This window comes from Micromonospora cremea (genome assembly GCF_900143515.1).
GTDB classification, from domain to species: Bacteria; Actinomycetota; Actinomycetes; order Mycobacteriales; family Micromonosporaceae; genus Micromonospora; species Micromonospora cremea.
This window is the reverse complement of the sequence record NZ_FSQT01000002.1, coordinates 2,939,314-2,964,650: the sequence shown is the minus strand read 5'-3', so window position 1 is coordinate 2,964,650 and position 25,337 is coordinate 2,939,314. Positions and strand designations below refer to the sequence as shown.

General features: G+C 71.5%; 27 protein-coding genes. 13 read left to right on the top strand and 14 right to left on the bottom strand.

Annotation, left to right across the window (positions count from 1 at the left end):
* The first annotated feature begins 56 nt into the window (after positions 1-56).
* Positions 57-770, top strand: coding sequence for a GtrA family protein (locus tag BUS84_RS27370; protein ID WP_074316790.1), 714 nt, complete (start codon positions 57-59; stop codon positions 768-770).
* Positions 767-1,327, top strand: coding sequence for a MaoC/PaaZ C-terminal domain-containing protein (locus tag BUS84_RS27365; RefSeq protein WP_208869739.1), 561 nt, complete (start codon positions 767-769; stop codon positions 1,325-1,327). Before BUS84_RS27370 ends, BUS84_RS27365 begins: the two co-directional genes overlap by 4 nt.
* A gap of 42 nt (positions 1,328-1,369) precedes the next feature.
* On the opposite strand, the gene BUS84_RS27360 is transcribed toward BUS84_RS27365, so the two are convergent.
* Both BUS84_RS27360 and BUS84_RS27355 read right to left on the bottom strand, forming a co-directional pair.
* The gene (locus BUS84_RS27360; RefSeq protein WP_074319157.1) at positions 1,370-1,942 is read right to left on the bottom strand and encodes a PH domain-containing protein; all 573 of its coding nucleotides are present in this window, start codon (positions 1,940-1,942) and stop codon (positions 1,370-1,372) included.
* Positions 1,943-2,077: 135 nt separating this feature from the next.
* Complete coding sequence (locus BUS84_RS27355; protein WP_074316788.1) at positions 2,078-2,953, bottom strand: biotin--[acetyl-CoA-carboxylase] ligase; 876 nt, start codon at positions 2,951-2,953, stop codon at positions 2,078-2,080.
* 84 nt (positions 2,954-3,037) lie between these two features.
* On the opposite strand from BUS84_RS27355, the gene BUS84_RS27350 reads away from it, so the two are divergent.
* On the top strand, positions 3,038-4,621 hold the full coding sequence (locus tag BUS84_RS27350) for an acyl-CoA carboxylase subunit beta (RefSeq protein ID WP_074316786.1): 1,584 nt from the start codon (positions 3,038-3,040) through the stop codon (positions 4,619-4,621).
* Between the two features lie 99 nt (positions 4,622-4,720).
* Here BUS84_RS27350 and BUS84_RS27345 read toward each other — a convergent pair whose 3' ends face one another.
* From BUS84_RS27345 to BUS84_RS27330, 4 genes are all read right to left on the bottom strand, one after another.
* Entirely contained in the window at positions 4,721-5,593 is an 873-nt protein-coding gene (locus tag BUS84_RS27345; RefSeq protein ID WP_074316785.1) for a hypothetical protein, read from the bottom strand.
* Positions 5,586-6,089 carry a SigE family RNA polymerase sigma factor gene (locus BUS84_RS27340; protein WP_074316783.1) on the bottom strand — a complete coding sequence of 168 codons (504 nt, stop codon included), beginning with the start codon at positions 6,087-6,089 and terminating at the stop codon, positions 5,586-5,588. Before BUS84_RS27340 ends, BUS84_RS27345 begins: the two co-directional genes overlap by 8 nt.
* A 62-nt stretch (positions 6,090-6,151) precedes the next feature.
* Positions 6,152-7,135: a ketopantoate reductase family protein gene (locus BUS84_RS27335; protein WP_074319155.1), complete on the bottom strand. Its 984-nt coding sequence runs from the start codon at positions 7,133-7,135 to the stop codon at positions 6,152-6,154.
* Between the two features lie 159 nt (positions 7,136-7,294).
* The gene (locus BUS84_RS27330; RefSeq protein WP_074316781.1) at positions 7,295-8,038 is read right to left on the bottom strand and encodes a M50 family metallopeptidase; all 744 of its coding nucleotides are present in this window, start codon (positions 8,036-8,038) and stop codon (positions 7,295-7,297) included.
* A gap of 329 nt (positions 8,039-8,367) precedes the next feature.
* Here BUS84_RS27330 and BUS84_RS27325 point away from each other — a divergent pair, with 329 nt between their 5' ends.
* Positions 8,368-9,123 (top strand): GH25 family lysozyme, encoded by a 756-nt coding sequence (locus BUS84_RS27325; protein ID WP_074316780.1) that lies wholly within the window; start codon positions 8,368-8,370, stop codon positions 9,121-9,123.
* Between the two features lie 108 nt (positions 9,124-9,231).
* Here the strand turns inward: BUS84_RS27325 and BUS84_RS27320 are convergent, their stop codons facing one another.
* Together BUS84_RS27320 and BUS84_RS27315 are read right to left on the bottom strand one after the other, a co-directional pair.
* On the bottom strand, positions 9,232-9,465 hold the full coding sequence (locus BUS84_RS27320; protein ID WP_074316778.1) for a hypothetical protein: 234 nt from the start codon (positions 9,463-9,465) through the stop codon (positions 9,232-9,234).
* Between the two features lie 89 nt (positions 9,466-9,554).
* Positions 9,555-11,555, bottom strand: coding sequence for a serine/threonine-protein kinase (locus tag BUS84_RS27315; RefSeq protein ID WP_074316776.1), 2,001 nt, complete (start codon positions 11,553-11,555; stop codon positions 9,555-9,557).
* Positions 11,556-11,645: 90 nt separating this feature from the next.
* Here BUS84_RS27315 and BUS84_RS27310 point away from each other — a divergent pair, with 90 nt between their 5' ends.
* Positions 11,646-11,858, top strand: coding sequence for an acyl-CoA carboxylase subunit epsilon (locus BUS84_RS27310; protein WP_074316775.1), 213 nt, complete (start codon positions 11,646-11,648; stop codon positions 11,856-11,858).
* An 88-nt stretch (positions 11,859-11,946) separates the two neighbouring features.
* Positions 11,947-12,405, top strand: a complete 459-nt coding sequence (locus BUS84_RS27305; protein WP_074316773.1) for a hypothetical protein — start codon at positions 11,947-11,949, stop codon at positions 12,403-12,405.
* 292 nt (positions 12,406-12,697) lie between these two features.
* Here the strand turns inward: BUS84_RS27305 and BUS84_RS40955 are convergent, their stop codons facing one another.
* Positions 12,698-12,850 carry a hypothetical protein gene (locus tag BUS84_RS40955; protein WP_159451071.1) on the bottom strand — a complete coding sequence of 51 codons (153 nt, stop codon included), beginning with the start codon at positions 12,848-12,850 and terminating at the stop codon, positions 12,698-12,700.
* 927 nt (positions 12,851-13,777) lie between these two features.
* Between BUS84_RS40955 and BUS84_RS27295 the strand changes: the two genes are divergently transcribed.
* The 3 genes from BUS84_RS27295 to BUS84_RS27285 all read left to right on the top strand — a co-directional run bounded on the left by BUS84_RS27295 (position 13,778) and on the right by BUS84_RS27285 (position 16,497).
* Complete coding sequence (locus BUS84_RS27295; RefSeq protein ID WP_074319152.1) at positions 13,778-14,914, top strand: S8 family serine peptidase; 1,137 nt, start codon at positions 13,778-13,780, stop codon at positions 14,912-14,914.
* Between the two features lie 264 nt (positions 14,915-15,178).
* Entirely contained in the window at positions 15,179-15,847 is a 669-nt protein-coding gene (locus BUS84_RS27290; protein WP_074316772.1) for a Maf family protein, read from the top strand.
* The gene (locus BUS84_RS27285) at positions 15,844-16,497 is read left to right on the top strand and encodes an O-methyltransferase (RefSeq protein ID WP_074316770.1); all 654 of its coding nucleotides are present in this window, start codon (positions 15,844-15,846) and stop codon (positions 16,495-16,497) included. Before BUS84_RS27290 ends, BUS84_RS27285 begins: the two co-directional genes overlap by 4 nt.
* 114 nt (positions 16,498-16,611) lie before the next feature.
* On the opposite strand, the gene BUS84_RS27280 is transcribed toward BUS84_RS27285, so the two are convergent.
* From BUS84_RS27280 to BUS84_RS27270, 3 genes are all read right to left on the bottom strand, one after another.
* Positions 16,612-17,367 (bottom strand): ABC transporter permease, encoded by a 756-nt coding sequence (locus BUS84_RS27280; protein WP_074316769.1) that lies wholly within the window; start codon positions 17,365-17,367, stop codon positions 16,612-16,614.
* 17 nt (positions 17,368-17,384) lie between these two features.
* On the bottom strand, positions 17,385-18,344 hold the full coding sequence (locus tag BUS84_RS27275; RefSeq protein WP_074316767.1) for an ATP-binding cassette domain-containing protein: 960 nt from the start codon (positions 18,342-18,344) through the stop codon (positions 17,385-17,387).
* 122 nt (positions 18,345-18,466) lie between these two features.
* Positions 18,467-19,078, bottom strand: a complete 612-nt coding sequence (locus BUS84_RS27270) for a PadR family transcriptional regulator (protein ID WP_074316765.1) — start codon at positions 19,076-19,078, stop codon at positions 18,467-18,469.
* A 148-nt stretch (positions 19,079-19,226) separates the two neighbouring features.
* On the opposite strand from BUS84_RS27270, the gene BUS84_RS27265 reads away from it, so the two are divergent.
* On the top strand, positions 19,227-20,975 hold the full coding sequence (locus BUS84_RS27265; protein WP_074316763.1) for an acetyl/propionyl/methylcrotonyl-CoA carboxylase subunit alpha: 1,749 nt from the start codon (positions 19,227-19,229) through the stop codon (positions 20,973-20,975).
* Positions 20,976-21,035: 60 nt separating this feature from the next.
* On the opposite strand, the gene BUS84_RS27260 is transcribed toward BUS84_RS27265, so the two are convergent.
* Entirely contained in the window at positions 21,036-21,929 is an 894-nt protein-coding gene (locus BUS84_RS27260; protein WP_074316761.1) for a LysR family transcriptional regulator ArgP, read from the bottom strand.
* Between the two features lie 69 nt (positions 21,930-21,998).
* Between BUS84_RS27260 and BUS84_RS27255 the strand changes: the two genes are divergently transcribed.
* On the top strand, positions 21,999-22,595 hold the full coding sequence (locus BUS84_RS27255; protein ID WP_074316760.1) for a LysE/ArgO family amino acid transporter: 597 nt from the start codon (positions 21,999-22,001) through the stop codon (positions 22,593-22,595).
* A 106-nt stretch (positions 22,596-22,701) separates the two neighbouring features.
* Positions 22,702-24,141, top strand: coding sequence for a GuaB1 family IMP dehydrogenase-related protein (locus BUS84_RS27250; RefSeq protein ID WP_074316758.1), 1,440 nt, complete (start codon positions 22,702-22,704; stop codon positions 24,139-24,141).
* Between the two features lie 97 nt (positions 24,142-24,238).
* On the opposite strand, the gene BUS84_RS27245 is transcribed toward BUS84_RS27250, so the two are convergent.
* Complete coding sequence (locus BUS84_RS27245) at positions 24,239-24,799, bottom strand: TetR/AcrR family transcriptional regulator (RefSeq protein ID WP_074316756.1); 561 nt, start codon at positions 24,797-24,799, stop codon at positions 24,239-24,241.
* An 81-nt stretch (positions 24,800-24,880) separates the two neighbouring features.
* Here BUS84_RS27245 and BUS84_RS27240 point away from each other — a divergent pair, with 81 nt between their 5' ends.
* Positions 24,881-25,327 carry a DoxX family protein gene (locus BUS84_RS27240; protein ID WP_074316753.1) on the top strand — a complete coding sequence of 149 codons (447 nt, stop codon included), beginning with the start codon at positions 24,881-24,883 and terminating at the stop codon, positions 25,325-25,327.
* Positions 25,328-25,337 lie beyond the last annotated feature (10 nt).

Here is a 25,337-nt window from a genome sequence, read left to right as displayed (position 1 = left end):
CCCACCTCGTCCGGCCGGTGATCGCCGGCTTCACCGACTGCCCTAAGGTGTTTCGCATGCGTCTTGTCCGTCTGCTGCCTGAGCGCTGGCAGAAGTTCATCCGCGAGGCGCTCAAATTCGGCATTGTCGGCGGCATCAACACCGTCATCAATTACGCGGTGTTCAATGTCCTTGCACTCACCGTCTTTGCCGATGGTCAGTTGAAGGCCACCGTGATCGCGACCATCGTCGCCACGATCACGTCGTATCTTATGAACCGTCACTGGACGTACCGGGATCGCCCGAAATCGGCGCTCCGGCGGGAGTACGTCCTGTTCTTCCTCTTCAACGCGACCGGCCTGCTCATTGAGCTGGGCGTGCTGGCCGCAGCCAAGTACGGCCTCGGCGTGCACGGCCTGCTGGCGCTGAACGTGGCCAAGACCGGTGGCGTGCTGCTGGCCACGCTGTTCCGGTTCTGGTCGTACCGGACCTTCGTCTTCCAGCCCGTCGTACCGGCCGAGGACGAGGCGAAGGCCGAGCCCACCTGGCACAGCATCCCGCGTGACGAGTGGGACGCCATGGCCGAGATGGACCCGGTCGCCGAGCTGGCCGAAACCGTGTCCGAGCTGGAGGAGTCGCAGTCCGGCGACCGTCCGGCGACCGCACCCGGCCCGATCGGCGCTCCCACCCAGGGCAGGCCGACGCCGCTGAGCGCTGGTTTCTCCGCCGACCTGGACGCGGAACTCGCCGCGGAGCTGCACGCCGGCACCCGCCGCGCGCCCCGCCGGTGACACCACCCGTCGCCCGTTCCGGCACCGGGGCACACGCCGAGCTGTTCTTCGAGGACCTCGTCCCGGGGCTCACCGTCGACCTCGGCGTGGTCACGGTCGATGGCGACGAAATGGTCGCCTTCGCCCGCCGCTTCGACCCGCAGTGGTACCACGTCGACCCGGAGCTGGCCGGAGCGAGCCGGCACGGTGGGCTCATCGCCAGCGGTTTCTACACGGTCAGCCTGTTCATGCGGGCCTACGTCGACCACCTGCTGTCCCGCGCGGCGGCGGACGCCTCCCCCGGCCTGGAGGAGCTGCGCTGGCTCGCACCCGTGCGCGCCGGGGACCGGCTCTCCGTCCGGGTCGACGTGATGGGCGCGCGGCCGTCCACCGCCCGCCCGGGCCTCGGCACCGCCAGCCTCACCGGCACCATGTTCCGCCTCGGCCCGGACGACCGGCCCGAACAGGAGGTGCTGCGGACCCGCTTCCGCGGCTGGTTCGCCCTGCGCCCGGCCGAACCCCTGCCCGAGACCGAACCGTCCGACACGGACCCGTCCGGGACCGAACCGCCCGCCTGACCCGCCCCGGCGCGGTGGCCGGGGCGGTCGTGGGAGTCGGGTTCAGCTCGTGGTGTCGCGCAGCGGCTTGCCCTCGCGCATGTCGGCGAGGATGTCACGCATCTCCCCGTCGCCCAGCGAGTGCTTGTCGTGTTGCGCCTCGACCAGCTCGTACAGGGTGGTCTGCACCTGGCCGACGCCCGGGACGTCAGCGAGCACCGACTGGCCGCGCTCGCCGGCGGACTCGATGGTGAGCGTGCCGCAGCCGAGCAGCCGCTCGATGAAGCGCTGGTTCATGGAGTGGTCGTTGATCCGGGTGAGCGGAAGATCCCGCCGGTCCCGGGAGAAGACACCCTGCTGGAGCAGCACCCGCTCATTGGTGAACAGGTAGTGCGTGGTGCGCCAGACCAGGAACGGCCACAGCCCGAGCCAGAGCACGGCGACCAGGGCGACCACCCCGATCACGGCCAGCGCGATCGAACCACCACCACCCGCCGGCAGCAGGAGCACGCCCGCCACCACCGCGGCGATGGCCAGCACCAGCACCGCGATCGGCCGGATCAACGCCTTCCAGTGCGGGTGCAGGTGCAGCACGACGTGCTCGTCCTCGGTGAGCACGTCTTCGGGGAACGCCACGGGAACCTCCATTGCCATTTTTCCGACGCGCAGACGGTAACCGGTCCAACCGCCCGGACGGGTCATCCGCACGGGGTGCGTTTGTTGACGGGGGACCCTTCCTCCACCGGAGGCGTTAAGAAGGTGCCCTTCCTTTCACCGAAGGTGGAGGACGTCACCCGCGGCCAGGACACGGTCGCCGGTGGGGGTGGTGACCAGGAGTTGACCGTCGGAATCCACACCGGTGGCGGTGCCGGTCAGGTCGTCACCGCCGGGAAGCAGGACCCGCACCTCGCGGCCGACCGTGGCACAGGCCGCCAGGTAGGCGTCGCGCAGGCCGCTGGCCACGGCGTCCCCGCCGGCCGCGCGCCAGCGGTCGTACCAGTCGGCGAGCGCGCGCAGCAACGCCCGCAGCAGCGGGTCCCGGTCGGTGGCCGCCGCGCCGGCCAGTTGCAGCGAGGTCGCCGGCAGCCCGGTCGGATTCACCGGCAGCTCGTCGGCGCGCAGCGTCACGTTGAGCCCGATACCGAGCACGATCGCCGGCGGCTGGTCCGGTGAGCGCCCGGGCACCGCCTCGGCCAGCACGCCCGCGCACTTCGCGTCGCCGATCAGCAGGTCGTTGGGCCACTTCAGGGTGGCCTCCAGCTCCGCCAGCCGGGCCACCGCCTCGACCAGCGCGACGCCGGCCAACAGCGGCAGCCAGCCGTACCCGGTCGGTGGCGCCGCCGGCCAGCCGCGGTCCGGCACGGCCTCGCCGGGCCGCAGCAGCACGCTGGTGGTGATCCCGGCCCGCGGCGGCGACTGCCAGACCCGGCCACGCCGGCCCCGCCCGGCGGTCTGCCGCTCGGCGACCACGACCAGACCCTCCGGCTCGCCGGCCCGGGCGGCCTCGGCCACGTCGGCGTTGGTGGAGCCGGTCTCGGTGCGCAACTCCAGTCGGGCCCACGGGCCGTGCGGCGCGACCAACGCGCGCCGCAGCCGGGTCATCGACAGCGGCGGGCGGTCCAGATCGGTGTACGGGGAGCCCGGCATCCCGCCAGCCTACGGCGGTGGCCGCATCGGCACTGAGGCGTACTGCACAGCGGCGTCGCCCTGAACCATCGTTATATTCCCTGGGTGACTACCGAGACCGGGACCAACATCCACAGCACCGCGGGCAAGCTGGCGGACCTGGAGCGCCGGGTCGACGAGGCGGTGCACGCCGGGTCGGCGCGCGCGGTCGAGAAGCAGCACGCGCGGGGCAAGAAGACCGCCCGCGAGCGGATCGAGATGCTGCTCGACGAGGGCTCCTTCGTCGAGCTCGACGAGCTGGCCCGGCACCGGTCCACAGCCTTCGGGCTGGAGAAGAACCGCCCGTACGGCGACGGCGTGGTCACCGGCTACGGCACGGTGGACGGCCGGCAGATCTGCGTCTTCGCCCAGGACTTCACGGTCTTCGGTGGCTCCCTCGGCGAGGTCTTCGGCGAGAAGATCGTCAAGGTGATGGACCTGGCCATGAAGATCGGCTGTCCGGTGGTCGGCATCAACGACTCCGGCGGGGCGCGCATCCAGGAGGGCGTGGTCTCGCTCGGCCTCTACGGCGAGATCTTCTTCCGCAACGTCCGGGCCTCCGGCGTCATCCCGCAGATCTCGCTGGTGATGGGTCCCTGCGCCGGCGGCGCGGTCTACTCGCCGGCGGTCACCGACTTCACCGTGATGGTCGACCAGACCTCGCACATGTTCATCACCGGCCCGGACGTGATCAAGACGGTGACCGGCGAGGACGTCGGCATGGAGGAGCTGGGCGGGGCCCGTACGCACAACTCGCGCAGCGGCAACGCGCACTACCTCGCCAACGACGAGGAGGACGCGGTCGACTACGTCAAGGCGCTGCTGTCGTACCTGCCGTCGAACAACCTCGACGAGCCGGTGGTCTTCGAGGCTCCCGCCGACCTGGAGATCAGCGACGAGGACCGGGAGCTGGACACGCTGATCCCGGACTCGGCCAACCAGCCGTACGACATCCACCGGGTGATTGAGCACGTCCTCGACGACGGGGAGTTCCTGGAGGTCCAGCCGCTCTACGCGCAGAACATCGTGGTCGGCTACGGCCGCGTCGAGGGGCGCCCGGTCGGCGTGGTGGCCAACCAGCCGATGCACTTCGCCGGCACCCTGGACATCGCCGCCTCGGAGAAGGCCGCCCGGTTCGTCCGTACCTGCGACGCGTTCAACATCCCGGTGCTGACCTTCGTGGACGTGCCCGGCTTCCTGCCCGGCACCGGTCAGGAGTGGGACGGCATCATCCGCCGCGGCGCCAAGCTCATCTACGCGTACGCCGAGGCGACCGTTCCCAAGGTCACCGTGATCACCCGCAAGGCGTACGGCGGGGCGTACGACGTGATGGGCTCCAAGCATCTCGGCGCGGACCTGAACTTCGCCTGGCCGACCGCGCAGATCGCGGTGATGGGCGCGCAGGGCGCGGTGAACATCCTCTACCGCTCCGAGCTGGCCGGCGCCGAGGACCCGGCGGCGGTCCGTGCCGAGAAGATCGCCGAGTACGAGGACACCCTGGCCAACCCGTACGTGGCGGCCGAGCGCGGGTACATCGACTCGGTCATCCCGCCGCACGAGACCCGGACCCAGATCGTCCGGGCGCTACGCGTGCTGCGCACCAAGCGCGAAACCCTCCCGCCGAAGAAGCACGGCAACATCCCGCTCTGAGCGCGCTCTCGGTCTGCGCAACTTCAGGGAAAGTGTGGCCTCGGGACGCCCGGAGGCGCCTACATCCCTGAAGTTGCGCGGATCAGGAACCGGCTCCCGTCAGCACGGCGGATTCGCGGCGAGACACATGCGGCGGGCGGCCCTCTCGGCGAGGCGGCTCAGCTCCGGCTCGCCGCTCTCCTCGCCGAGGGTGAGCACCGCGATCAGGTCGCCCACCCGCACCACCGCGATGCTGGTCGACCGGGGTCCGAACCCGATGGCCTTGCCGGTCTTCTGATCGCGGGGTTGCGCGACGGTGTGGCGCAGCAGGGCTGCTCCGTCGCCCGCGAAGCCTCGCTGCACCACCGCCCACCGGTGCACCACCTCGCCGGTACCCGTGCTTCCGGCCACCTCATAGGGCCCGACGTTGCGCCATTCGGCGCAGGGTGCCACCCGCCGGTCGAGGTCGGCGAAGAACGACTCCGCCGCATCCGGCGTCACCCGGTACAGGTCCTGGCTGAGCAGCACGTCGGCGGGGGTGGGGGCGGCACCATAGGGTCGCGGGCCTTCCCGCAGCAGGGTCTGCGATCGTGACCAGCGGGACGTCTGCCAGACCGGTGTCATCCCCCGGCTCTGCCGGCAGTAGCCCAGCAGGTCCTCGACGAGGACCGGCTCCCCCAGCCCTGACTGGCTGAGCTGCACCTGCGCTGGCTGACCCAGATCGGCCGGCTGCACCAGGGAGTCGGCGGTGATCTCGCCACGAACGGGTGCGTGCGGGGAGGCCGAGGCCACCACGTGCGGCGGTGGCGACTCTCTCCCGCCTCCGGCCACGACGAAGGCGGACACGCCCGCCAGCGTCAGCACGACCGTCGCCGCCACGGCGGTACGCCGGCTGCGCCGCCGGGCGCGAGCCCGGATCTCCTGCGGCTCTGGCCACCGCACATCCCCCAGATCCCGGTGGACCCGTTCGACGAATGCCAGGTCGTCACGCATCGGTGGCCTCCTCCAGATCAGAGACGGCGAGCAGACCGGCGAGCGCGGCGCGCCCTCGGGAGAGTCGGGCCTTGACCGTGCCGACCGGGGCGTCGGTCTCCCGCGCCACCTCGGCGACCGGCATGCCGACCAGGTAGTACAGGGCGATGGCGGTGCGTTGCTCCTCGGGCAGTCGGCGCAGCGCGGCGACCACCTCGACGGTGTCGGTGCCCGGGCCGGGAACGGCCTCAGTGGTGGCCCCGTGCCGCAGGTACGCCCGGGCGCGGCTGCGCAGGCTGCGCCACCGGCTGACCGCGATCCGGCTGGCCACGACTCGCACCCACGCCTCCGGGTCGTCGTACCGGCTGACCGTCGACCAGCGCTGCCACGCCCGGATGTACGCCTCCTGCACGGCGTCCTGCGCCTCGCCCCGGTCGCCGGTGAGCACGTAGACGAAACCGAGCAGCCGTTGTCGGCTCCCCCGGTAGAACTCGTCGAACCCGTCGACGTCCGGCACCCGCTACCTCCCCGTGTCGGTCGCAGGGAACACGCGCCGGGCAGGGTGGTCGGTTGCCCCGGTCAGGCGACCATCTTCTCCAGCTCGGCGAGCGGGAACGCGCCGGCTCCGAGCCGCTCCCGGACCGCCCGGCGCACCGCGCGCTGCACTGCCACGTTGGCCGGCGTCGGTACGCCGTGCAGCCGGCCGAGCAACGCGATCTCACCGTTGAGGTGGTCGACCTCCGTCGAGCCCGCGCCCCGGGCCAGGCTCTGCCAGGTGGAACCGCCGGAGCGGCCCGCACCGGCGACCGGGTGCTGCTGAACCCGGTCGCCGCGTTCAACTCGCTCCTCGTCCGGCGAGGTGTGCGCAATGTGCGCGGCGGCGAGCGCGGCGACGCCCTCGGCGCGTACCCGCTCGGCCAGCGCCTCCGGGATGTCCCGACCGAGCAGCGCCTGGAGGCCGTTGCCGAGGTTGGCGAGCAGCTTGCCGTACTTCCAGCGCATCACGTCCTCCCGGACCGGGGCGACGAACCCGGCGGCGGTCAGGTCGGCCGCGATCGCCCGGTCGGTGTCGTCAGCGCCGGTCGGGTAGCGCCCGACGTGCAGCATTCCCGGGTGCGGGTAGCCGTTGGCCACCACCACCCCCGGGTCCAGGTGGGTGGCCGGCAGCCAGACGCAGACCGGATGCACGTCGGCGAAGAGCCGCAGCGCGGCCCGCTCGTTGGCCACCCCGTTCTGCGCGGTGACCAGCGGCAGCCGCTCACCCGCCGTGCCACCCCCGGCCACCGGCGCGTCCGCCCAGGCGGCCAGCGCGCCCGCGGTGTCCTGCGACTTCACGGTGAGGATCAGCACCGTGTCGGCCGGCAGCGGGCGGTCACCGGGGCCGTCGAGGGCGGCGAGCCGGGCGGTGATCTCGCCCCCGGGCTGGCGCAGGGTCAGGCCCCGCTCGCGGATCGCGTCCAGGTGCGCGCCCCGGGCCACCAGGGTCACGTCCCGGCCGGCCTCGGCCAGCCGTACCCCGATCGTCCCGCCGACCGCGCCGGCCCCGATGATCACGTATCGCATGGCCTCATTCTGCCCTTCCGCCAACCTGTCCCCGTTGATCATGGAGTTGTGGTGCCCGCTTGGCTGCGGATCGCGGCTTTCGTCACCCACCACGACTCCATGATCGACGCCAGGGGCAGGCCCTCCTCAACCGGGCGCGGCTGTTCGGGGGCGGGGCGGTCAGCTGGTCAGGCCGGCGTCGGTGAGGATCGGGCCGGTGAGCAGCAGCGCGCCGGCGAGGAGGACGGCCAGGTTGACCAGGGCGTAGAAGAGCACCCAGAAGAACGCCGGAAACGGGGTGAGCCCGGCGAGCTGGTCGGCGTCGGAGGCGGGCATCCGGCCGCGCGAGCGCAGCCGTTGCAGCTCCACCACCGGCCGCACCCCGCCGAGCAGCAGGAACCACACCCCGGTGTACGCGAACGCGGCCTGCACCTGCGGGGTGGCGTACCACGAGACGACGAGCACCAGGGCGCCGGTGACCAGCAGCGACACCACGCCGAAGACGTTGCGGATCATGACCAGCATGGCGAGCAGCAGCGCAACCGCGACCCAGAGCAGCAGGGTGATCCGGTTACCGCCGAGCAGCCAGGCCCCGGCCAACCCGACCAGCGGTGGGGCGACGTATCCGGCGAGCAGGGTGAGGATCATGCCCGGCCCCGTGGGCCGGCCGGCGGAGAGCGTCAGCCCGGAGGTGTCCGAGTGCAACCGGATGCCTCGCAGCTTGCGGCCGGTGAGCAGGGCGATCAGCGCATGCCCGCCCTCGTGGGCGATGGTGATGGCGTTGCGGGCGATCCGCCACGGCAGTCGGGTGCTGACCACCACCAGCGCGACGGCCGCGGTGATCAGCACCAGCAGCGGGGGCGGGTCCGGCTGCGCGCCGAACAGCGTGTCCCACAGGTCGCCCAGCCCGTCGATCGACATCATGGGGCGCGAGCCTACCGGCGGCGTTCGGTGTCGGTCCGGGCCACCGCCCCGTACCGGGTGAGACTGCTGTGGTGGCGAGCGGAGCGGGAGGTGACCGCCGATGAGCGCGGACAACGTCGAGGACCAGGTGGCAAGGCCCGGCGAGGCAACGACCACGGTGGAGCCGTTTCGCTGGCAGCTCGACCCCGCCGCCCTACGCTGAGCCATCCCACCGCAACGTTCAGCGCCCACCGACACCCGTCGATGAAAGTTTCTTCAACATCTCTTGTGATCTAGGGCAGTTACCTCCAAAGATGGGCGTCAATAGACCGACGTCCTTGGAGGCAGCCATGGCCCGTACCAGATCACCGCTGCGCCGCGTGCTCGCGGCCGGCGTCACCCTCCTCGCCACCGTGGCGGCGACCCTGGTCGCGACCGCCGGACCGGCGGCCGCCGCCACCACGCCCGGCGTCGACGTGTCCCGCTACCAGGGCACCATCAACTGGACCAGCGTGCGCAACGCCGGCATCCAGTTCGCCTTCATCAAGGCCACCGAGGGCACCAGCTACAAGGACCCGAACTTCAACGCGAACTACGTCAACGCGTACAACGCCGGGGTGATCCGCGGGGCGTACCACTTCGCCCGACCGAACATCTCCGCCGGCTCGACCCAGGCCAACTACCTGGCCTCCAACGGCGGCGCCTGGTCGGCGGACAGCCGGACCCTTCCCGCCGCGCTGGACCTGGAGGCCAACCCGTACGCCGGCGGCTACTGCTACGGCCTCAGCACCACCGGGATGCGCAACTGGGTCCAGGACTTCCTGAACACCTACCGCTCCCGCACCGGCCGCTACGCGGTCATCTACACCACGACGAGCTTCTGGAACCAGTGCACCGGCAGCTGGACCGGCCCGTGGGCGAACCACCCGCTCTGGCTGGCCCGCTGGGCGAGCACGCCGGGCGCTCTGCCGGCCGGTGCGCCGGTGTGGAGCTTCTGGCAGTACACCAGCACCGGCTCGGTCCCGGGGATCAGCGGCGGCGTGGACCGCAACTACTGGAACGGCGACCGGTCGCGGCTGATCGCGCTGGCCAACAACACGCCCTGACCGGCCCGGTCCGCCCGTTCCGCCTGGGGAGGCGGTTGGCGGCAGCGGGATCGGCTGTCACCTCACGGTCGACAATCGGTCCGGCTGCCGCCACGCCATCGGTAGGGGTCAGGCCCGCCGTCGGCTCATCGCCGGCACCACCACCGGAGCGTCCTCACTGGTCAGAGCGCCCCGCCGGGTCAGCCGCCAGGCAGCCACCCCGCAGACGGCAATGGTCACGACGCTGAGCAGTGCGATGAGCGCCCAGATTCCCGCGCTGACCAGCAGCAGGACCGCGTCGCCGAGCGCGACGAGCATCCACAGTGCCAGCCGGGGCCGGGCGTCCCTCCGTCGGTAACCCATGTCGTACCTCCTTCCGTCGTCGGAGATCAGATACCCCGGACGACGCAAGGTCATGCGAATGGATTTCGCGCCGGCGCGAATCCCGTGGTTCAGTTCACCCGGTCGGGCTTGAACCCCTTGACGATCTGGTCGAAGTTGGCGAGGTTGGCCTGCCAGTCCTTCTCCGCAACCTCCCAGCGGATGGCGTAACCCCGGTTGCTGGCGGTCGCGAAGCCCCGGTTGCGCACGTGGATGCGGGTGTTGTCCCGAGTCTCCAACCACTCCCAGTCGGCGCAGGTCCGGTACCAGTTGCAGCCCCTGATGGTGCCCACCAACTGGTAGCTGTTGACCAGGTTCTTGCGGCCGCTCTCGATGCTCTTCCAGTCGGCCACAGCGTCCTTCTTCGGGCTGGGGGTCCACTGGACCAACATCTCGCCCACCCCGTTGCTCTGCCGGAAGATGGCCGTGTCCGAGCTGGTCTGCCCGCCGCTCCAGCCCGGCGGGAGCGGGATGGAGAAGGTCGACCCCTCGTACAGCTTCCAGCCCGGCGGCAGCGTGTTCGGGTCGGCGGAGGGCGTCGCCGAGGGCGTCGGGCTGGGAGCACCGGTGGTGGGCGGGGGCGCCGCCGGAGCGGAGGTCTGCGCCGGCGCCGACGTCGCCGCGGCTCCCGTCGGCTGCGCCTGCGGAGTGTCCTCGTCCTTGCCGCCGAGCTTCGGCACGATCACCACGAGGCCGATCAGCAGCAGAGCCACCACGGCGCCGATCAGCAGGTTGCGTCGGGTGTTGTTCGGCTTCGTACCGCCATAGAGCGGCACGGCCGCGCGCCCGGCCGGGCTCACCGGGGTCGGCATGACCGAGGTCGGGGCCGCCGGCCTGCGCTGTTCCGGCGCGACCGGCGGGCCGTCCACCGCGGTCGGCTCGTCGTCGGTGTCCGTCGTACCGTCGGAGGGTGTGCCGCCCGCTGCCGTGACGCTCGCCGTGGGCTCGGCATCCGCGGTGGTCGGGCGGTCGACCGTGGCGGTCGGCTCGGCCGACACCGGCGCTGTCGGCTCGGCGTCCACGGCGGGAAGCACGAGGGCCGTCGGGGTGGCATCGCTGGCCGTCGGGCTGGCGTCGACCACGGGGGGCGCGGCCGCGGCGGCCGGCGGGGTGCGCGGCGCGGGCGGCGACACCGGCTGGTCGGCGCGCTCGTCGGCGGGTCGCGGCGCCGGCACGAGCGGCGCGCGCGGCTCGCGCGGACCGTTCGGCCCAGGCCGGCGTACGCCATCCAGCAGCGAGATGCTGCGCGCCCGCTTGCCACCGGCGCGACGCAGCAGCCGCTCGGCCACCTCGGCGTTGATCCGCTCGTTCGGGTCCTTGCGCAGGAGGCCGTTGAGCACCGGCTTGAGCGGGCCGGCGTTCTTCGGCGGCGGCATCGGCTCGGTGGCCAGCGCGGCCAGTGTGGCGATCGCCGACGGCCGCGCGTACGGCGACTTGCCCTCCACCGCCGCGTAGAGCGTCGCGCCCAGCGACCACAGGTCGGCCTCCGGCCCGGCGGTGCCCTCTCGGGCACGCTCCGGAGAGATGTACGCGGGCGAGCCCAGCACCATGCCGGTGCGGGTGACGTTCGGGTCGCCCGGGATGGTCGCGAGGCCAAAATCGGTCAGCACCACCCGGCCGTCGTCGCCGAGCAGCACATTGCCGGGCTTGACGTCGCGGTGCATCACGCCCGCCTTGTGCGCGGCGTTGAGAGCACCCAGCACGCCGAGGCCGATCTCGACCGCGCGGGCCGGCGACACCGGCCCGTCCTCGGCGAGAGTGTCCTGCAACGACTTCGACGCCACGTACTCCATGACGATCCACGGATCGCCATCGGTGCGGAGCACGTCGAAGATGCGGACCACGTTGACGTGATTGAGCCGGGCGATGGCCCGCGCCTCACGCAGCGAGCGCTCCCGCATCTCGCGGCGTTCCTCATCGGTGAGGCCGGGCGGCGGCACCAACTCCTTGATGGCGACGTCCCGGTGCAACACCTCGTCGCGCGCCTTCCACACCCGACCCATGCCGCCCTGGCCGAGCGGCGACAGAAGCCGGTATCGGTCAGCGACGAGTTGGGGAAGCGCGTTCGACATCGGTGAGACGGTACCCGGACCCGCTGATCGTCACACCGCCGGCACGCCACTCTGCGTTCCCTGCAACTTCGCGGCGCGTACCCTGGCGTCATGTCTGCCGAAGAGCCGCTGTTCCGGGTCGTCCGCGGCGTGCCCACCGCCGAGGAACTGGCCGCCCTGGTGGGGGCGATCGTCCTCCGGTCCCGTCCGGCCGTCGCCCCCGCGCCGGTGACGACGTCCGCCTGGGCTCGCAGCGCCCGACCGGCTGGCGCGGCGCTCAGGGCCGGCCCGGGCGGATGGTGCTCCGCCGGTCTGCCCCGCTGACCCGACCCACCGCACGGGGGCTGCCAGCGTCGCTCCCAGCCGTTAACCTCACTCAGGGAAACGGTGCAGTGACGGGTAGGGAGGATCGATGATCCCCGAAGAGGACCGGCCAACCCCCTGGCTGCGCAACTACGGCGGGATCGAGGCCGACATCCGCCAACTCCGGGAGTTCGCCGACCGGCTCGCCGCGGAAGTCGAACGCAACTACGCGCCACACCTGTCGTACATCGCTGACGACATGTCCGCCCAACTGCCCAACCCGTGCGACGCCTTCATCGAGCTGGTCACCTTCCTCCACGCGCACCCCGAGACGCAGCAGGCCACTGCCGACATGGTGTACGCCGTCCGAGGTGCCACCGGCCACCTCGCCGCCGTCGCCGACCGCGTCGCCACCCAGTACTCCGACGCCGACGCCTTCTCGGCCGCCCGCGTGGTGGACGTGCAGCGTGCCCTCGCCGACCCGGGGACCGTCCTACCCGGAGGCCCGACCCCGATGCTGCCCGACCCGACCGGCCCCGACGGGGACAGGCCGGTGGTGCTGCCGTGATCGAACGGGGCACAGGCCGCACCTCCGGCGTCACCGACTGGCACCTCATGGACGTCAACAGCATGTGGGCGTGCCTACAGGACCACGACACCGCCAACCACTGGAAGCAGGTCGCCGGCTGGCTCAAGGTCTGCGACCTGGCCCAGATCCACCTCGGCCGGCTCCAGGAGTACCGGCGCGGGCTCGCCGAGGCGTGGCCACCCGAGACCAGCGCCGCCTCCCGCACGTACCTCGCGCAGCTCGATGAGCTGATCGACAAGGTGCGGCACACCCACGACGCCGCCGCCGCCAACTACACCGCGCTCTCCGCCGCCACCCAGGCCATCGGCACCACCCGCGCCGAGCTTCGCAAGGTCCACGAGGAGTACGCGGCCAAGCTCCAGCAGAAGCAGGCGTACGAGGCGACGGCCGCCGACCCGAAAGCGATCATGGGCAGCCGGGTCACGGAATCACCGGTGACCGACGCCGAACTGGAACGGCTGAACGCGCAGGCGCGGGGCATGATGTTCAACCTCAGCGGCGAACTCCAACAAGCCCAAGCCACCCTCCAAAAGCCACCAGCAATGCCGAAGAATGCAAGGCAGCCGGACGACCCCGATGTGTATGGCGGCTATGCCGCGCCCGCTATTCCCCCGATCGTTCCGGTGCCTCTTTCTACCCGCGCCACCTCCCACGCCCCCAGCAGGACTGCAGGACGGTCAGTTCCGGTACCCACAGCGTCGGGGGGGATAGGCCCTGTACTCGGCGGAGCCACCCCGGGGCTAGTCCCGGCACCCGCCGTCACAACCCCTCCCAGCATCCAAACCCCGGGCACGGCTGGCCCGGCAGCAGCCATCGGACTTGGGCTAACACCCAAACCGCCCGGGGTATCTGCAGGCCCGTCGCCATCGCCGACCCTGCGGACAACCCAGCCTGGGGCAACAGGAAAGCCGGTCGGCGGAGGCTTTGATGGTAAAGCCGCCCATCCCACACCGCCCATTCGCTCTGCCCCTTCTCAAGGCATGATCGGAGGATTCCCAGGCCTGAGCCCGGCGCAACCCATCAGCAACTCTGGTTCACCGAGAAGGGTGAACCCCATTGGCGGTGTTATTGGCGGCGGCGGTGCCGGCACTGCACCAACAGGGGCAGCAGGAACTCGACCGGGTGGGGGCCGCAGCTTCAATGGGAACCTGAGCGGCCTTCCGATCGGTGGCGCACCTGGGTCACACGGAAGCGCCGGTCGCCCGGGAGTCCGGTCCGAGGATGAGGCCGAGTCTCGCCGTTGGGACCCGGACCACCCATGGGAGACGGACCAAGGCGTTCCTCCCGTGGTCCTCCCTCCGGACCGGGACGATCCAATCGACCCTGGGCCGGCTATCGGCTTTAACAGGTGATCAGACGGCTCCGAGCCAGCATCCCTAAGCTGGCCCTGGTCGCCACATTGCTGCCGGCGGGCTCCTTCGTGGCACCATCAGACGCAGACCTTGTACGCGGCGACCAGCGGCATCTAGCGTTCCTACGCATTCAGCAGGTCCACTCAGTAAGCCAAGGGGCTCGGGTGGTCGTAGCGGTGCCGGACACAGGAGTGGACCCTCATCCCGACCTACGCGAAAACCTTCTGGGCGGCACCGATGTAATTCCCGGTGGCAGCGGCGATGGCCGCCAAGATCGAGACAGCCATGGAACCTCAATGGCCGGTCTAATAGCTGCGCACGGGAGGCCGAACAACCGAGGAGCCCTCGGCATTGCTCCGAAGGCCGAGATTCTTCCAATCCTTGACACCCCGCCTGACGGCCAAGGCGATCCTGATGCGCTGGCCGCTGGTATCGAGTTTGCCGTTGCGAGAGGTGCCGATGTCATAAGCATCTCAGCCGTTGCCGGCGCCAGCGTGCGGCTTCAGCAAGCGTTGAAGGTCGCGCAGGATGCCAATATTGTCGTCGTTGCCGCAGCGGGTAGTCGGCCGACGGACGCCAGTGTTCGATATCCGGCTACCGAAAAGGGCGTGATCGCCGTCGGCGGTATCGACCGTGCAGGAAGGCATGCGGCTGTCTCGGTGACTGGACCGGAAGTCGACGTAGTAGCACCGGCGGTCGACATCTACAGCACCAGCTACGACGGAAAGTACTCGAAGGGCACAGGGACCTCGAGTGCGACGGCGATCGTGGCCGGGGCGGCGGCGTTGATCAGGTCGAAGTACCCCTACCTGCCCGCGCAGGAGGTGGCGCACCGCCTCACGGCCACGGCCATCGACAAGGGTCCGCCTGGGCGCGACGACGAGTACGGCTATGGCGTGATCGACCTCGTGGCGGCGCTGACGGCAGACGTACCCCCGCTGGGGTTCGAGTCGGCGAGTGCGCCGGCCGGCGGTGGCCCGACCGCGACGGCCCGGGCTCAGCCGGGCCACGACGACGGCGCGGCGGTACGCGGCCTGGCCACGCTCGGGGTGATCGTGGCAGCCGGTGTCGGATGGGCGCTGCTGGTGCGGCGGAGGCGGCGCGGCGACGATCCGCCGCCGCGCATCAGTCGCTGACTGGTCGACGACCCGTGATCGACTCGGGATCAGTGGTGTCGCGGCATCCTCGGCACTGGGACAGCCCGACGTCAAGGAACCCGAGTGGATCAAGACCGGCGGCGGGATGATCGACTCGAGGTCGGCGATGTGGGGGTGTCCGCCGGGGGGTGGGATAGCGCGATGTCGGCGTTGTGGAGTGGATCAACCCGGGCAAGAGCGCCGACTGGGAGCGTGCGGGTCGGATGGTCGTGGTGGGTGTGGTGAACCGGTAACGTCGGTCGGGTGTCTGCATCCCTACCGCTCCGTCTCGTGCTCGCCTCCGCGAGCCCTGCCCGTCGCAAGTCACTCCAGGCCGCCGGCATCGAGCCGGACGTGCTGGTCAGCGGGGTGGACGAGTCCCTGGTGGTGACCGATCGGGCCGAGGAGCTGTGCCTGGAGCTGGCTCGGCTCAAGGCGCAGGCCGTCCTGACCCGACTCAGCCCGGCGACCGACCAGCGGACGTTGGTGATCGGCTGTGACTCGGTGCTCGCGTTCGACGGGGAGATTCTCGGCAAGCCGGCGGATCCGGCGGACGCCACCCGGCGCTGGCAGCGGATGCGGGGGCGCAGTGGCGTCCTGCACAGCGGGCACTGCCTGATCGACGTTGTCGCCGGGCGGCGCGCTGAGGCGGTCGCCTCGACCACCGTCCACTTCGCCGACATCAGTGACGACGAGATCGCCGCCTACGTGGCCACCGGTGAACCGCTGGCGGTGGCCGGCGCGTTCACCATCGACGGGCTGGGTGGGCCGTTCGTGGAGCGGATCGAGGGTGACCCGGGGACGGTGATCGGGCTGTCGATGCCGCTGCTGCGCCGCCTCCTCGCCGAACTGGGCCTGCAGATCACGGATCTGTGGACGAAGGTGGCGCCTGGCGGCCAGTCGGTCGAGCCGCTCGGTAACGTCCGGTCATGACCACCAAGTCGATCCCGCTCACCGATGAGCTGCACGCGTACCTGGTTGCGCACGGCGCCCCGCCGGACGAGATCATCCGGGACCTGGCCGAGGAGACCCGGTCAGTGCTGCCGGAGCACGCCACGATGCAGGTGGCTCCGGAACAGGCCGCGTTCCTGACCTTCCTCACCCGGCTGCTCGACGCGCGGCACGCCGTCGAGGTCGGCACGTTCACCGGGCTCTCGTCGCTGGCGATCGCCCGCGGGTTGCCCGACGGCGGGCGACTGACCTGCTTCGACATCTCCGAGGAGTTCACCGGCATCGCCCGGCGCTACTGGGCTCGCGCTGGCGTGCAGGACCGGATCGACCTGCGTATCGGCCCGGCCGGGGACCGGCTGCGGGAGCTGCCGCACGAGCGGTACCTGGACTTCGCGTTCATCGACGCGGACAAGACCGGCTACCCGATCTACTGGGCGGAGCTGGTGCCCCGGATGCGTCCCGGTGGGGTGATCGCCGTCGACAACGTGCTGCGCGGCGGCCGGGTGATCGCGCCGCAGAACGAGGCCGACCGGGCCATCGCCGCCTTCAACGACGAGGTGCTGGCCGATGTGCGGGTGGACCCGGTGATGCTGCCGGTAGCCGACGGCCTGACGCTTGCTCGGGTGCGTTGAGCGCCGGCAACCGCTGAACGCGAATATCGGGGTGTCCTCGTGCGAGGGACACCCCGATATTCAGGAACTCGTGTTGATCAAGCGCGGCCGCCGGACGAAGCCAGCAGGCCCACGTCAGCGGACGCTGCGGGCGAACTGGCGGGCGGCCCAGACGACACCCAACGCGGCGAGCACCGCGGTGATGGTCAGCCCCTGCCAGACCTTGTCGCTGCCGAGGTCACCGGCGAACAGCGCCCGGGTGCCGTCGACCGCCCAGGAGAACGGGTTCCAGTCGGCGATGGCCTGCAACCAGCCGGGCGCGAACGTCAGTGGCAGCAGGATGCCGGAGAGCAGCAGCACCGGCTGCGCCACCGTGTTCATCAGCGGGGCAAGGGCGTCCTCGCTCTTGACCTTCAGCGCGACGCCGTACGAGACGGCCGAGGTCATCAGCGCGATCAGGGCGAGCATCAGGTACGCCAGCAGCAGGTCACCGATGAACACCCGCAGGTCGAACAGGAGCGCCAGCAGGGTGATGATGACCGCCTGCGCGAGCAGCGAGACCACGTCGCGCAGCGAGCGGCCGAGCAGCAGGGCGAGCCGACTGATCGGGGTGACCCGGGATCGTTCGATGACCCCGGCGCGCAGCTCGGCGATCAGGCCGAAGCCCTGGAACAGGCCACCGAAGATGGCCAGCAGCACCAGCAGACCGGGGACGAAGATCTTGTAGGCGGCGGCCTGGGTGGGCGCGTTCAGCGCCGGCTTGAGCAGCGGGGCGAAGAGCAGCAGGTACATCACCGGCTGGAAGACGCCGACGAAGACCCAGACCGGGTTGCGCAGCAGCAGCTGGGTCTGCCGCTGGAAGATCAGCCAGGTGTCACGGGCGAATTTCATGAGTCGTCTCCGGGTGGTCAGGACTCGCGCAGCGAGCGGCCGGTCTTGGTGAGGAAGACGTCGTCCAGGCTGGGCCGGTGCAGCTCGATCGAGCGCAGGTCGAGCCCGGCCTGGTCGAGTCTGCGCAGCACCTGCGGGATGGCGGTGGCGCCCTCGTCGACGTAGAGGCGCAGGCCGCCCTCGTCGGCGGTCTCCAGCTTGTTGACGTACGGCTCGCCGTCGAGCGCCTGGGCGGCCTGCGGGGTGGCGGCCAGGTCGAGGCCGACCAGCACGACGTCGCCGGAGATCTCCCGCTTGAGCTCGGTGGGAGTGCCCTCGGCCACCACCTCGCCGTTGTCCATGATCGCGATCCGGTCGCAGAGGGCGTCGGCCTCGTCCAGGTAGTGCGTGGTGATGAAGACGGTCATCCCGTCCCGGCGCAGCCGCCGGATCTCGTCCCACATGTGCGCGCGGCTCTGCGGGTCGAGGCCGGTGGTCGGCTCGTCCAGGAAGACGATCTTCGGCTCGTGGATGATGCCGAGCGCGATCTCCACCCGCCGGCGCTGGCCGCCGGAGTAGGTCTTGCACTTGCGGTCGGCGTACTCGGTGAGCTGGAAGGCGTCCAGCGCGCGGGCGGCGCGCCGCTGCGCGTCGGCCTTGCCGATGCCGTACATCCGGGCGTGCAGCACCAGCTCCTCGCGGGCGGTCGACTCGTCCCAGGTGCTGCCGCCCTGGGGGACGTAGCCGATCCGGCGGCGCACCTCGGCCGGGTCCTTGCGCAGGTCGGCGCCGGCGACCGTGGCCTCGCCGCCGTCCGGCTCGATCAGCGTGGCGAGCATCCGCAACGTGGTGGTCTTGCCGGCGCCGTTCGGGCCGAGGAAGCCGAAGATCTCGCCCTCGGCGACCTCAAGGTTGACGCCCCGCACGGCGTCCACCGTCTTCGTCTCTCGACCCGCGCGGGAGCGGAACGACTTCCGCAGCCCCCTGGTCTCGATCATCTCTGCTCCTGGTCGTCCGGGCCGGCCGGAGCCGGCCGTCGAAGGGGACGACGCCGAACGGCGCACTCCCCCGCTGTGCCGCCAGCAGGCTAACGCGATATAGCTCTTATGGTCAACGTTGATTATTCCGCGTTGGGAGCGGAAGGCTCGGCCCCGTCCGTCCACTGCGGCCAACCCTCGGCGTTCTCCAGCTCAGCAGGCAGGTACGACACTCCGGAATCGATTTTCTCGGCGATCCGCTCGCACCAGGCCATCTCCGCCTCCGCCCGCGCCGCCCAGAGCTCAAACATCCACCCGACGTGCACCGGCTTGGTGTTGCGCACCCAGTCCGAATCCAGCGAGGCGCGCATCGACTCGATGCCGGCGCGCAGCAGGTTGGCGCGGTTGCGCAGGGCCGCCGCCGCCTCGGGACGCGGCATCGCGGGCAGGAAGGAGAACGCTGCGGCGAACGGGTCCACCGGCTCGGAGAAGTTCCACCAGAGCCCGCGCAGCAGCGTCTCGAACTCGTCCTCGCCCTTGGGGGTCACCTCGTAGGTGGTGCGCGCCGGACGGGCGCCGACCTGCTCGGTGGCCACGGCGCGGAGGAGGCCCTCCTCGGTGAGTTTGCGCAGCGCGTGGTAGATCGAGCCGGGCTGCACGTTGGCCCACTTGTCGGCGCTCCAGCTCAGCAGCTCGCGGCGCACGTCATAGCCGTGTACGGGCTGCATCCACCGCACCAGACCGAGGATCATCATCCGAGTCGCAGACACCGGACAAGCGTAATAGGCAAGTTTGACTAGAACGCGGCAGGCACAGTGCGCCATCCCACACTGAGCGATCGTTAGGGCCACCAGGGTGGCCGATACACTCCCGGTCAGTAACCTGCCGGGAGGAGCCACGAAGGTGCGCAAGGTACTCATCGCCAACCGCGGCGAGATCGCCGTCCGGGTGATCCGCGCCTGCCGCGACGCCGGCCTGGGCAGCGTCGCCGTGTACGCGGACTCCGACCGCGACGCCCTGCACGCCACGCTCGCGGACGAGGCGTACGCGCTCGGCGGGGACAGCGCGACCGAGACGTACCTGCGCATCGACAAGCTGCTCGACGTGGCCGCCCGGGCCGGCGCCGACGCCGTGCACCCCGGCTACGGCTTCCTGTCCGAGAACGCCGACTTCGCCCAGGCGGTCATCGACGCCGGGCTGACCTGGATCGGCCCCACCCCGCAGGCGATCCGCGACCTGGGTGACAAGGTCACCGCCCGGCACATCGCCCAGCGCGCCGGCGCGCCGCTGGTCCCCGGCACCCCGGACCCGGTGGCCAACCCGGACGAGGTGATGGCGTTCGCCGTCGACCACGGCCTGCCGGTCGCCATCAAGGCCGCCTTCGGTGGCGGCGGGCGCGGGCTCAAGGTGGCCCGGACCATGGAGGAGATCCCCCAGCTGTTCGAATCGGCCACCCGGGAGGCGGTCGCGGCGTTCGGCCGGGGCGAGTGCTTCGTCGAGCGCTACCTGGACCAGCCGCGGCACGTCGAGGCGCAGGTCCTCGCCGACCAGCACGGCAACGTGATCGTGGTGGGCACCCGGGACTGCTCGTTGCAGCGGCGGCACCAGAAGCTGGTCGAGGAGGCCCCCGCGCCGTTCCTCAGCGACGCCCAGCGGGCCCAGATCCACGACAGCGCCAAGGCGATCTGCCGCGAGGCCGGCTACCACGGCGCCGGCACGGTGGAGTACCTGGTCGGAATGGACGGCACCATCTCCTTCCTGGAGGTCAACACCCGACTCCAGGTCGAGCACCCGGTGACCGAGGAAACCGCAGGCATCGACCTGGTCCGCGAGCAGTTCCGGATCGCCGACGGCGAGAAGCTGCGCCACACCGAGGACCCGACGCCGCGCGGGCACTCCATCGAGTTCCGGATCAACGGCGAGGACCCGGGCCGCAACTTCCTGCCCGCCCCCGGCACCGTCACCGCGCTGCGGCTGCCCACCGGCCCCGGTGTCCGGGTGGACACCGGCATCTCGGCCGGCGACGTGATCGGCGGCAACTTCGACTCGCTGCTGGCCAAGGTGATCATCACCGGTGAGACGCGCGCGGAGGCGCTGGATCGGGCCCGCCGCGCGCTGGACGAGATGGTGGTCGACGGGATGGCCACCGCGCTGCCGTTCCACCGGCTGGTGGTGCGGGACGAAGCCTTCACCGCCGAGCCGTTCACCGTGCACACCCGGTGGATCGAGACCGAGTTCCACAACACCGTGCCGCCGTTCGCCGCCGCCAGCGCCGCCGAGGCGCCGGCCGAGCGCGAGACCGTCGTGGTCGAGGTGGGTGGAAAGCGGCTGGAGGTCAGCCTCCCCGCCGGCTTCGGCGGGGGTACGACCACCGCCGCGCCCGCCTCCCGCAAGCCGGCCCGGCGCGGTGGTGGGGCCAAGGCCGGCGCACCGGTCGGTGGCGACACGCTCACCTCGCCGATGCAGGGCACGATCGTCAAGATCGCCGTGGCCGACGGCGACACCGTCGCCGAGGGTGACCTGGTGGTGGTGCTGGAGGCGATGAAGATGGAACAGCCGCTGCACGCGCACAAGGCCGGCACGGTCAGCGGACTCGCCGCCGAGGTCGGTGCCGTGATCACCGCCGGCGCCGCGATCTGCACCATCGCCTGAGCCGTCAGAAAGGGCCCCTTCCCAACAGCACGACGGGCAGTCGGCGCGACGTGCCGGCGGTCAGCGCAGGGTCTCGGCGGCGACCCCGCGGACGGCGGCGGTCAGGGCGTTCAGCACCTCCGACTCCAACCGCCAGTGCTGCCAGTAGAGCGGGACGTCCAGATGCTGGCCCGGCGCGAGGTCGACACAGCGACCGGCGGCCAGGTCGGCCTCGGCGATCTGTTCCGGCACCAGGCTCCAGCCGAGCCCGAGCCGGATCACCTCGCTGAACGCCGGCACCGACGGCACGTAGTGCACCGGCGGGTCGAGCGGCCGACCCGCCACCGCCCGGATGAAGCGGTGTTGCACGCGGTCCTTGCGGTCGAAGACGACCAGCGGCGCGCCCGCCAGCGCGGAAGGGGTGAATCCGCCGGCGAACTGGGCCGCCGCGAACTCCGGCGTGGCCAGCGCGCGGTAGCGCATGGCGCCGAGCCGCAGCACCCGGCAACCCTGCACGGCCTCCCGCTGGGCGGTCACCGCCGCCGTCACCGAGCCATCCCGGAGCAGCTCCGCGGTGTGGTCCTGATCGTCCTGGCGCAGGTCAAAGGAGAGTCCGTTCCGCTGCGGCAGTCGAGCCAGCGCGGCGGGGAACCAGGTGGCCAGCGAGTCCGCGTTGACCACCACGGCGACCCGGACGCGACCTCCGCCGGCCAGCGGACCGCGGGCGTCGGCCAGCGCCTCCCGTTCGAGCAGCGTGAGCTGGCCGGCCAGGCGCAACAGGGGTCGGCCCGCCTCGGTCGCCACACACGGTCGGGTCCGGCGGACCAGCACCTGGCCGACGGTCTCCTCCAGCGCCTTGATCCGCTGGCTCACCGCCGACGGCGTGACGTGCAGCAGCCGGGCCGCCGCCTCGAAGCTGCCCTCCGCGACCACCGCGGCGAGCGTCCGCAGCTGCGCCGAGTCGAGACCTTCCATCAGCAGAGCTTAAGCTACGTGAGAATGTTTAGTTGGACTGGTGTTGGCCCCCGACCCTAGCGTTGTCCCGTGCTCACCTCCGCCGTCGCCGGCTTCTCGATCTCCATCGCGCTCATCGTCGCCATCGGCGCCCAGAACGCGTTCGTCCTGCGTCAGGGCCTGCGCCGCGAGCACGTCGTACCCGTGGTGCTCACCTGCGCCGTGTCGGACGCCCTGTTGATCACGGCGGGCGTCGCCGGCGTCGGCACGCTGGTGACGGGCCGGCCGGGCGTGCTGACGGCGATCCGGTGGGGCGGCGCGGCGTTCCTGCTCTGCTACGCGGCGCTCGCCGCCCGCCGCGCCCTGCGTCCCGGCGCCCTGCTCCCCACCGAGCGGCCGCCGGCCACGCTGGGGGCCACCCTGCTCGCCTGCGCCGCCTTCACCTACCTGAACCCGCACGTCTACCTGGACACCGTGCTGCTCCTCGGCGGGGTGGCACAGCAACACCCGCACCGCTGGGTCTTCGGCGCCGGAGCCGCCCTGGCCAGCGTGGTCTGGTTCACCGCGCTCGGCTCCGGCGCCCAGCGTCTCGCGCCGCTGCTCGCCCGTGCCGCCGCCTGGCGGGTGCTGGACGCGGTCATCGCCGTCGTGATGGCCGCACTCGCGGCGGCGCTCCTGTTGGGCTGACCGCTCCCGGGGCGGGTGACGCCTCCTGGGACCAGGCGAACGCCGGCGGGAGTGTTTTCCGTGACCACCGACGGCAGAACGGCCCACGAGCGGGAATGATGGCCGGGTGCAGTTCCTTCACGGCGCGGCCCCCGCGCACGACCTGACCTACACCGACGTCTTCATGGCGCCGGCCCGCTCCGACCTCGGTTCCCGGCTCGATGTCGACCTCTCCACCGGCGACGGCACCGGCACCACCATCCCGTTGGTGGTGTCGAACATGACCGCTGTCGCCGGCCGGCGGATGGCCGAGACGGTGGCCCGGCGGGGCGCGATCGCGGTGATCCCGCAGGACATCCCGATCGAGGTGGTGGCGAACGTCGTCGCCTGGGTCAAGCAGCGGCACCTGGTCTACGACACGCCGATCACCCTGGGCCCGACCGAGACCGTGGGTGACGCCATCCACCTGCTGCCGAAGCGCTCGCACGGCGCGGTGATCGTGGTCGACGAGGCCGGCCGCCCGATGGGCGTGGTCACCGAGGCCGACACCATGGGCGTGGACCGGTTCGCCCAGTTGCGGCACGTGATGTCCACCGAGCTGCACACGGTCCCTGCGGACGCCGACCCGCGTACCGGCTTCGACCTGCTCTCCGCGGGCCGGCGCCGGCTCGCCCCGGTGGTGGACGCCGACGGCCGGCTGGTCGGGGTGCTGACCCGGCAGGGTGCCCTGCGGGCCACCCTCTACACGCCGGCGGTGGACGACCGGGGTCGGCTGCGTATCGCGGCCGCGGTCGGAATCAACGGGGACGTCACCGGCAAGGCCGCCGCGCTGCTGGAGGCGGGGGTGGACACGCTGGTCGTGGACACCGCGCACGGCCACCAGGCGCGGATGATCTCCGCGCTGCGGGCGGTCCGCAAGCTGGACCCGGGAGTGCCGGTGGCGGCCGGCAACGTGGTGACCGCCGAGGGGGTACGCGACCTGGTCGACGCGGGCGCCGACATCATCAAGGTCGGCGTCGGCCCGGGTGCGATGTGCACCACCCGGATGATGACCGGCGTGGGCCGACCACAGTTCTCCGCCGTGCTCGACTGCTCGGTGGCGGCCCGCCAGCTCGGCCGGCACGTCTGGGCCGACGGCGGCGTACGGCATCCTCGTGACGTGGCGCTCGCGCTCGCCGCCGGCGCGTCGAACGTGATGATCGGTTCATGGTTCGCCGGCACCTACGAGTCCCCCGGCGACCTGTACACCGACGCGGACGGTCGGCGGTACAAGGAGAGCTTCGGGATGGCCTCGGCGCGGGCGGTCAGTGCCCGTACGGCCGACGACAGCCCGTACGACCGGGCCCGCAAGGCGGTGTTCGAGGAGGGGATCTCCTCGGCCCGGATGTACCTGGACCCGGCCCGGTCCGGCGTCGAGGACCTGATCGACGAGATCATCGCCGGGGTGCGCAGCGCCTTCACCTATGCCGGCGCGCGGGACCTGACGCAGTTCCACGAGCGGGCGATCGTCGGCGTGCAGAGTGCCGCCGGCTTCACCGAGGGCATGCCACTACCCACCAGCTGGTAAACCCACCCTGGGCGTACCGCCCACCAGAACTCCATGATCGACGCAGGCGGAGGGCGGCAGGCGCCGGCGGAGGGCGGCGGGGTGGGTTTGGCGGCTGTCAGGTGACCAGCCGGCGCAGCACGGCACGGGCGGCCTCTCGCGGCTCGTCACCGACCCGGTCCGGCAGTGCGCCCGCGAGCCAGAGGGTCGCGAAGCCGTGCGCGATCGACCAGGCGGCGAGCGCGTCCCGGTCGGCGTCTGCGGGCGCGCCACGGGTGGGCAGTGCGGCCACCCCGGCCCGCAGCGCGGCCCGGGCCCTCCCCTGCGCGGCCACCAGTTCGGCGTTGTCGGCCCGGTAGAGCTCGGGCCGGAACATCACCTCGAAGTGCGCGCGGCGCTGGACGGCGAAGTCGACGTACGCGACACCGGCGGCCAGCAGGTCGTCGCCCGCCGCCGTCAGTGCCTGCGCCAACAGGTCGAAGCCTTGAGCGGCCAGCGCGGTGAGCAAACCCGCCTTGTCGCCGAAGTGGTGGGCGGGCGCGGCGTGCGAGACGCCGGCGCGGCGGGCCAGGTCGCGCAGGCTCAGCGCGGCCGGCCCGACCTCCCCGATCGCCTCGACCGCGGCGGCGAGCAGGGCATTGCGCAGGTCGCCGTGGTGGTAGGCGCGCGTTCCGGTCATGCCCGAATCCTATCTTGCCATTGACAAGATGACACCCACCGAGGCAATCTTGCCAGTGACAAGTTCACGAGGAGGATTCCGATGGCACCCCTGATCGCCCTGCTGGTGGGCACCGCACTGGCCCGATTGCCCGGCTTCGCCGGCGTCGCCGCGCTGGACGGCTGGCACCCCGCTCTACGGGTCGGACTGGCCCTGATGTTCACGCTGACCGCCATGGCGCACTTCGCCGGCCAGCGCCGCACCGACCTGATCGCGATGGTTCCGCCCCGCCTGCCCCGGCCGGACCTGCTGGTCACCGTCACCGGCGTGCTGGAACTGGCCGGGGCGGTCGGCCTGCTGGTCCCGGCGACCGCCCCACTGGCCGCCGCCGGGCTCGGCCTGCTGATGCTCGCGATGTTCCCGGCCAACGTCTCGGCCGCCCGCCGAGGGCTGACCCTGGCCGGGCAGCCGGTCACCCCGCTCGTCCAGCGAACCGCTCTGCAGATCGTGTTCGTAACCACTGCGGCGGCTATTTCGTTTGGCCCCTGACTATCAGGGA